The sequence below is a fragment of the Pseudoalteromonas sp. S3260 genome, from assembly GCF_005886925.1.
Lineage (GTDB): Bacteria > Pseudomonadota > Gammaproteobacteria > Enterobacterales > Alteromonadaceae > Pseudoalteromonas > Pseudoalteromonas tetraodonis.
This window is the reverse complement of the sequence record NZ_PNCV01000160.1, coordinates 1-7,618: the sequence shown is the minus strand read 5'-3', so window position 1 is coordinate 7,618 and position 7,618 is coordinate 1. Positions and strand designations below refer to the sequence as shown.

Sequence of the window (7,618 nt, the reverse complement as noted above, 5' to 3'; positions counted from 1 at the left end):
GCGGGGCTTTATGCCGCGCACTTTACTTTTTTGTGACGGGCTTCGAGTTGCGGGCTTAAAACCTTTAACCTAAACATGCGCGAGGTAAACTCCCGCCTACAATGTAAAAACATGTTTGCAAATTACTCTACATTTTATCCTATTGCGAACCCCGAACCCCGAACCCCGAACCCCGAACCCCGAAAATTAAAAATAGCTGGTCTGACCATTTGTTTTTCATCTTATTAACCTTTCTTTATCCTCTGCATTCTGTGTATTATTTGAACTTTGTTTAAATTACGTTACGCTGGCCTTAGGGCTTTAAAACTGCTGTAAATTGACAGTAATTACGGTTTTTGATAACGTATGGCAAAATTTGGTATGACCAATTTACCTTTTGGCTGAGTCATTCAGTTAAAAGCCTTGTTTTATGGGCTGTTAGCACTTATACAACGCGGACGTTGATTGATGTCTTTAAAAATTAAAGCGGCAAAATTATCTGATGTTATTTTACAACAACTTGAGAACATGATTCTTGAGGGGTCGTTAGCACCAGGAGAAAAGTTACCACCGGAGCGTGAACTCGCTAAGCAATTTGAAGTGTCGCGTCCGTCGTTGCGTGAAGCCATTCAAAAGCTTGAGGCAAAAGGGCTCGTAACCCGTCGTCAAGGTGGTGGAACGTATGTAAAAAATCAATTGGAGGAGGGACTGACTGATCCGTTGTTTGATTTGATCAGTAAACACCCCGAATCGCAATTTGATTTATTAGAATTTCGTCATGCGCTAGAGGGAATTGCGGCTTATTACGCAGCACTTCGCGGAACAAGTAACGATTTTGCAAAAGTAAAACAGAGCTTTGATCAGATTGCATTAGCTAAAGATGAATTAAAGCAAAAAGCCAAAGCGATTAATGACTTTCATTTTTGCATTGCTGAGGCGTCTCATAACGTAGTGTTACTGCATTTAGTAAGAGGGATGCAAAGCTTACTTGAGCAGAATGTTTTACAAAATTTAACGGTATTACTTAAAAAGTCAGATATAAGCAGCCAATTAGCCGAGCATAGACGCTTATTAATGGATGCAGTGATTGACGGTAATCCTGAACAAGCTCGCTTAGCGAGTAATGCGCATTTAGCCTATATTGAAGAAGCATTGCTTGAAGCGGGTAAAGAGCATTCGCGAATTGAACGTAGTTTGAGACGCACCAAACAAAATTAAGCAAGTACATTCACTGTTAACTTGATTCAACAGTGAAGTATTCAATACATAAAATTAGTATTTTAAACATAAGGAAACCTCCATATGTCTGAAGTCAATAAAATTGACGTAGACGCGCTAGAAACACAAGAGTGGTTACAAGCTCTTGAATCAGTTGTGCGCGAAGAAGGTGTTGAACGAGCTCAGTTTTTACTTGAGCAAGTGTTAGAACAAGCCCGCTTAGACGGTGTTGATATGCCAACTGGCATTAACACAAACTACGTTAATACGATCCCGGTTGATCAAGAACCTGCCTACCCTGGTGATGTAAATCTTGAGCGCCGTATTCGTTCAATTATTCGTTGGAACGCGATTATGATTGTATTGCGTGCATCGAAAAAAGATCTCGACTTAGGCGGCCATATGGCGTCTTACCAATCGTCTGCTGCATTTTATGAAGTATGTTTTAACCATTTCTTTAAAGCGCCAAATGATGTTGATGGTGGTGATTTAGTTTATTACCAAGGTCATATTTCTCCGGGTATTTATGCGCGTGCATTTGTTGAAGGGCGTTTAAGTGCCGAACAGCTTGATAATTTCCGTCAGGAAGTAGATGGTAAAGGCTTACCTTCTTACCCTCACCCTAAATTAATGCCAGAGTTTTGGCAGTTCCCAACGGTATCTATGGGCTTAGGTCCAATTTCTTCAATTTACCAAGCGCGTTTCTTAAAGTACTTAGATGGCCGTGGCTTAAAAGACACTAAAAACCAACGTGTATATGCGTTTTTAGGTGATGGTGAAATGGATGAGCCAGAATCACGTGGTGCTATTTCTTTTGCTGCCCGTGAAAAGCTAGATAACCTATGTTACTTAGTTAACTGTAACCTACAACGCTTAGATGGCCCTGTAATGGGTAACGGTAAAATTATTCAAGAGCTAGAAGGGCTATTTAAAGGCGCTGGCTGGAATGTTATTAAACTTGTTTGGGGAAGCGGTTGGGATATTCTGCTTGCTAAAGACACCACAGGTAAATTACTTCAGTTAATGAACGAAACTGTTGATGGTGATTACCAAACATATAAAGCGAAAGATGGCGCGTACGTACGTGAACATTTCTTTGGTCGTTACCCAGAAACAGCAGCATTAGTTGCTGATATGACAGATGAAGAAATTTTCGCCCTTAAGCGCGGTGGTCATGAGCCTTCAAAACTGTTTGCTGCCTTTAAAAAAGCAGAAGAAACGAAAGGTCGTCCAACAGTGATCCTTGCTAAAACAGTAAAAGGTTACGGCATGGGTGAAGCGGCTGAAGGTAAAAACATTGCGCACCAAGTTAAGAAAATGGATATGTCGCATGTGGCTCACTTACGCTCACGTTTAGGCTTAGATGATTTAGTATCTGAAGAGCAATTAAAAGAGCTACCATACTTAGAGCTTGAAAAAGATTCTCCAGAGTACAAGTATCTTCATGCGCGTCGTGAGGCCCTACAAGGTTACACGCCAACACGTATCGCTAAGTTCTCTGAAAAGTTACAGTTACCAGAAGTAGATGCGTTCAAGCCGTTACTTGAAGAGCAAAAGCGTGATATTTCAACCACTATGGGCTTTGTACGTGCACTTAATATCTTATTAAAAGATAAAGGTATTGGTAAAAATATTGTGCCAATTATTGCCGATGAAGCACGTACTTTTGGTATGGAAGGTTTATTCCGTCAAATCGGTATTTACAACCCACATGGCCAAAATTACACCCCTCAAGACCGTGATATTGTTTCTTACTATAAAGAAGCAACCTCAGGGCAGGTATTACAAGAAGGGATTAACGAGCTAGGTGCAATGTCGTCATGGGTTGCTGCTGCAACATCTTACAGTACCAACGACTTACCGATGATCCCATTCTACATTTACTACTCTATGTTTGGTTTCCAACGTGTTGGTGACATGGCATGGATGGCAGGGGATCAACAAGCACGTGGTTTCTTATTAGGTGCTACAGCGGGTCGTACAACGCTAAATGGTGAAGGCTTACAGCACGAAGATGGCCACAGCCACATTCTTGCAAACACGGTACCTAACTGTATTTCTTACGATCCTACTTATGCATTTGAAGTAGCGGTTATCGTGCAAGACGGTATTCGTCGTATGTACGGTGAAGATCAAGAAAATATTTACTACTATCTAACGCTAATGAACGAAAACTACCATCAGCCAGCAATGCCAGAAGGCGCTGAAGAGGGTATTCGTAAAGGTATTTACAAGCTTGAAAGCTACGAAGGCAAAAAAGCCAACGTACAGCTATTAAGCTCAGGTACTATCATGACTGAAGTGCGTAAAGCGGCGGCAATTTTAAGCGAAGACTATGGTATTGCGTCTGATGTTTACTCTGTAACTTCATTTAATGAACTTACCCGTGATGGACAAGATGTTGAGCGTTTCAACATGCTTAATCCAGAAAGCGAGCAAAAAACAGCTTACATTACAAGCGTATTAAACGATTCAGTCACTGTTGCTGCAACGGATTACATGAAAAACTACGCAGAGCAAGTACGTTCATTTATCCCAAGCAGTAACTACAAAGTATTGGGTACAGATGGTTACGGTCGTTCAGACAGCCGTGAAAACCTACGTCGTCACTTTGAAGTTAACGCAAGCTACGTTGTAGTTGCGACATTATCTGAACTTGCTAAACGTGGTGAAGTTGAAAAGTCAGTGGTTGTTGAAGCAATTAAAAAGTTCAACATCGACACTAACAAACTTAATCCACTGTACGCATAAGAGGTTTGCAATGAGTATTGAAATTAAAGTACCTGATATCGGTGGCGATGAAGTAGAAGTAACCGAAATACTAGTGAGCGTTGGCGATAAAGTTGAAGTTGACCAATCACTATTAAGTGTTGAAGGCGATAAAGCTGCGATGGAAGTACCTGCTGAACAAGCCGGTACGGTAAAAGAAGTTAAAGTAAATGTGGGCGATACAGTAACCACAGGCACTTTAGTGTTCATCTTTGAAGGTGAAGCGCAAAACCCTGCTGCTGACTCTAAAGAAGCTGAAAAAACCGAGGAAGCAGCACCGGCTGCGTCATCGGCTTCATCAACCAAAGAAGTGACTGTGCCAGATATTGGTGATGACGAAGTTGAAGTGACTGAAGTGATGGTTGCGGTTGGCGATAGCGTAGAAGAAGAGCAATCTATCTTAAACGTTGAAGGCGACAAAGCGGCAATGGAAGTACCAGCACCCTTTGCCGGTACTGTAAAAGAAATTAAAGTAAATACTGGTGACAAAGTGAAAACGGGTTCATTAGTGTTTGTTTTTGAAGTCGCTGATGGTGGTAACGAAACTGCACCTGCAAGTGATTCAAAAACGCAAGAGAAGCCTACTGAAAAAGCTGCTTCATCTAAAGCGTCAGAATCAAGCACAAAAGAAGTTAGCGTGCCTGATATTGGTGATGACGAAGTTGAAGTAACCGAAGTTATGGTTGCGGTTGGCGATAGCGTAGAAGAAGAGCAATCTATCTTAAACGTTGAAGGCGACAAAGCAGCTATGGAAGTACCGGCGCCGTTTGCAGGTACTGTTAAAGAGATTAAAGTAGCGACTGGCGATAAAGTTAAAACGGGTTCCCTGATTTTTGTATTTGAAGTGGCGGGTAGTGCACCAAGTGACGCGCCTGCAAAACAAGACGAGCCAAAGGCTGAATCTAAGCCGGCAGCTCAGGCTGAGTCAAAACCAGCAGCATCATCTGCTAAAGCAAGCTCTGAAAGCTTTGAAAACAATAGCGCTTATGCTCATGCATCGCCAGTTGTTCGTCGTTTAGCACGTGAGTTTGGTATTAACCTTGCGAACGTAAAAGGCACAGGTCGTAAAAACCGTGTTGTTAAAGAAGACGTGCAAAACTATGTTAAGCAACTGGTTAAGCAAGTTGAGTCTGGTCAAGTACCTGCAGCTAAAGGCAATGCCGGTGGCGGTGAGCTTGGTTTAATTCCATGGCCAAAAGTTGATTTTGCTAAGTTTGGTGAAATTGAAGAGAAAAAACTCTCTCGTATTCAAAAGCTGTCAGGTAAAAACTTACACCGTAACTGGGTGCAAATCCCACATGTTACCCAGTTTGATGAAGCGGATATCACGAGCCTTGAGCAGTTCCGTAAAGAGCAAAATGCCCTTAACGAGAAGAAAAAGCTGGGTGTTAAAATTACGCCATTAGTATTTGTAATGAAAGCAGCAGCTAAAGCGCTTGCTGAGTTCCCTACATTTAATTCATCGCTTTCAGAGGATGGCGAAAGCTTAATCCTTAAAAAGTACATCAATATTGGTGTAGCGGTTGATACGCCAAATGGCTTAGTTGTACCAGTGTTTAAAGATGTTGATAAAAAAGGCATTATTGAACTCTCTCGTGAACTAATGGAAGTATCTGTTAGAGCGCGTGATGGCAAGTTAAGTTCATCAGATATGCAAGGTGGTTGTTTTACTATTTCAAGCCTAGGTGGCATTGGCGGTACGGCATTTACGCCGATTGTGAATGCGCCTGAGGTGGCAATTTTAGGTGTGTCTAAATCTGAAATGAAGCCTAAGTGGAATGGTAAAGAGTTTGAGCCTAAGCTAATGGTTCCACTTTCAATGTCTTACGACCATAGAGTGATTGACGGTGCGCTTGCTGCACGCTTTACTGTTACTCTTGCAAGTTACATGAGTGATATACGCCAGTTAGTGATGTGATCACTACAGAGTGAGTAAAATCAAATCCCAGCCAGTTGTTTTTAGCTGGGATTTTTATCATTTGCAATGATACAATATTTGCACAAATGCCCTTTTCTGCCTTGCAGAAACATGGCAGTTAAATTTTGGGGCTGTGTCCCGTTCAAACAATAAAGGTAATAGCATGAGCAACGAATTAAAAACTCAAGTTGTTGTACTAGGCGGTGGTCCTGGTGGTTACTCTGCGGCTTTTCGCGCTGCTGACTTGGGCTTAGAAGTTACATTAGTAGAATCTCGCGAGACATTAGGCGGTGTATGTCTTAATGTTGGTTGTATTCCTTCTAAAGCACTTTTACACGTAGCTAAAGTGATTGATGATGCTGCAGAAATGTCATCTCACGGCGTTACTTTTGGCGCACCAAAAATTGACTTAGATGAAGTTCGTTCTTGGAAAGAGTCTGTTGTCGGCCAGCTTACAGGTGGCTTAGACGGCATGGCTAAAATGCGTAAAGTAAAAGTTGTATCTGGTTACGGTAAATTTACTGGTAGCAATACTTTAGACGTTGAAGGCGCTGACGGTAAAACAACCATTACCTTTGATAACGCAATTATTGCTGCGGGTTCTAAACCTGTAAACTTACCTTTCATCCCTGAGGATGATCGCGTTATTGATTCAACGGGTGCGCTAGAGCTTAAAGATGTTCCTGAAAAACTACTTGTTTTAGGTGGTGGTATTATTGGTCTAGAAATGGGTACGGTTTACCGTGCACTAGGTTCTGCAATTGATGTTGTAGAATTTGCAGACCAACTAGTTCCTGCTGCTGATAAAGACATCATTAAAATTTACCAAAAGCATGTTAAAGACAAGTTTAACGTGATGCTTTCAACTAAAGTAACTGGCGTTGAAGCAAAAGACGACGGTTTATATGTTACGTTTGAAGGCAAAAATGCACCAGCAGAGCCAGTACGTTACGACAAAGTACTTGTTGCTGTAGGTCGTACACCAAATGGTAACATGTTAGACGCTGATAAAGCGGGTGTGAATGTTGATGAGCGTGGTTTTATTAACGTTGATAAGCAATTACGTACTAACGTAGAACATATTTTTGCAATTGGTGACTTAGTGGGTCAGCCTATGCTTGCGCATAAAGCGGTTCATGAAGGCCATGTTGCTGCTGAAGTTATCTCTGGTCAAAAACATTACTTTGATCCTAAGTGTATTCCTTCAATTGCTTACACTGACCCTGAAATTGCATGGGCGGGTGTAACTGAAAAAGAAGCCAAAGAGCAAGGTTTAAGCATTGAAACAGCTGTATTCCCTTGGGCTGCATCGGGTCGTGCAATTGCCTCTTCACGTACTGAAGGTTCTACTAAACTTATTTTTGATAAAGAAAGCGGCCGTATTATTGGTGGTGCTATGATTGGTATTAACGCAGGCGAAATGCTGGGCGAAATCGGTCTAGGTATTGAAATGGGTGCAGATGGTGAAGACCTAGCGTTGACTATCCACGCTCACCCAACATTGAACGAATCAATTGGCCTTGCTGCTGAAATTTTTGAAGGTTCAATCACTGATTTACCAAACAAAAAAGCAGTTAAAAAGAAGAAGTAATTTCTTTTAGTTAATCGCGATAAAAAACCCAAGCCTCGGCTTGGGTTTTTTGTTTTTATAGCCGTCAGCCGTCAGTAAAGACAAGCTCCCTTGACACTTAAGTTAATATGAGCAAAATTTTGTAGCTGATAGCTGATAGCTGA

4 protein-coding genes are annotated in these 7,618 nt (G+C 41.6%); all 4 read left to right on the top strand.

Going from position 1 to position 7,618, the window contains the following annotated elements:
- The first annotated feature begins 447 nt into the window (after positions 1-447).
- The 4 genes from pdhR to lpdA all read left to right on the top strand — a co-directional run bounded on the left by pdhR (position 448) and on the right by lpdA (position 7,475).
- A complete protein-coding gene (gene pdhR, locus CWC14_RS17525) occupies positions 448-1,197 on the top strand; it encodes a pyruvate dehydrogenase complex transcriptional repressor PdhR (RefSeq protein ID WP_008114937.1) in 750 nt (249 codons plus the stop codon).
- An 84-nt stretch (positions 1,198-1,281) separates the two neighbouring features.
- The gene (gene aceE, locus CWC14_RS17520) at positions 1,282-3,948 is read left to right on the top strand and encodes a pyruvate dehydrogenase (acetyl-transferring), homodimeric type (protein WP_138564174.1); all 2,667 of its coding nucleotides are present in this window, start codon (positions 1,282-1,284) and stop codon (positions 3,946-3,948) included.
- A 10-nt stretch (positions 3,949-3,958) separates the two neighbouring features.
- Positions 3,959-5,884, top strand: coding sequence for a pyruvate dehydrogenase complex dihydrolipoyllysine-residue acetyltransferase (gene aceF, locus CWC14_RS17515; RefSeq protein ID WP_138564172.1), 1,926 nt, complete (start codon positions 3,959-3,961; stop codon positions 5,882-5,884).
- 163 nt (positions 5,885-6,047) lie between these two features.
- Positions 6,048-7,475, top strand: a complete 1,428-nt coding sequence (gene lpdA, locus CWC14_RS17510) for a dihydrolipoyl dehydrogenase (RefSeq protein WP_013465928.1) — start codon at positions 6,048-6,050, stop codon at positions 7,473-7,475.
- The last annotated feature ends 143 nt before the right edge of the window (positions 7,476-7,618 follow it).

Bases quoted from the DNA above. Each gene is read 5' to 3' on its own strand.
- pdhR (WP_008114937.1), top strand. From the start codon at position 448: ATGTCTTTAAAAATTAAAGCGGCAAAATTATCTGATGTTATTTTACAA.
- aceE (WP_138564174.1), top strand. From the start codon at position 1,282: ATGTCTGAAGTCAATAAAATTGACGTAGACGCGCTAGAAACACAAGAG.
- lpdA (WP_013465928.1), top strand. From the start codon at position 6,048: ATGAGCAACGAATTAAAAACTCAAGTTGTTGTACTAGGCGGTGGTCCT.
- aceF (WP_138564172.1), top strand. From the start codon at position 3,959: ATGAGTATTGAAATTAAAGTACCTGATATCGGTGGCGATGAAGTAGAA.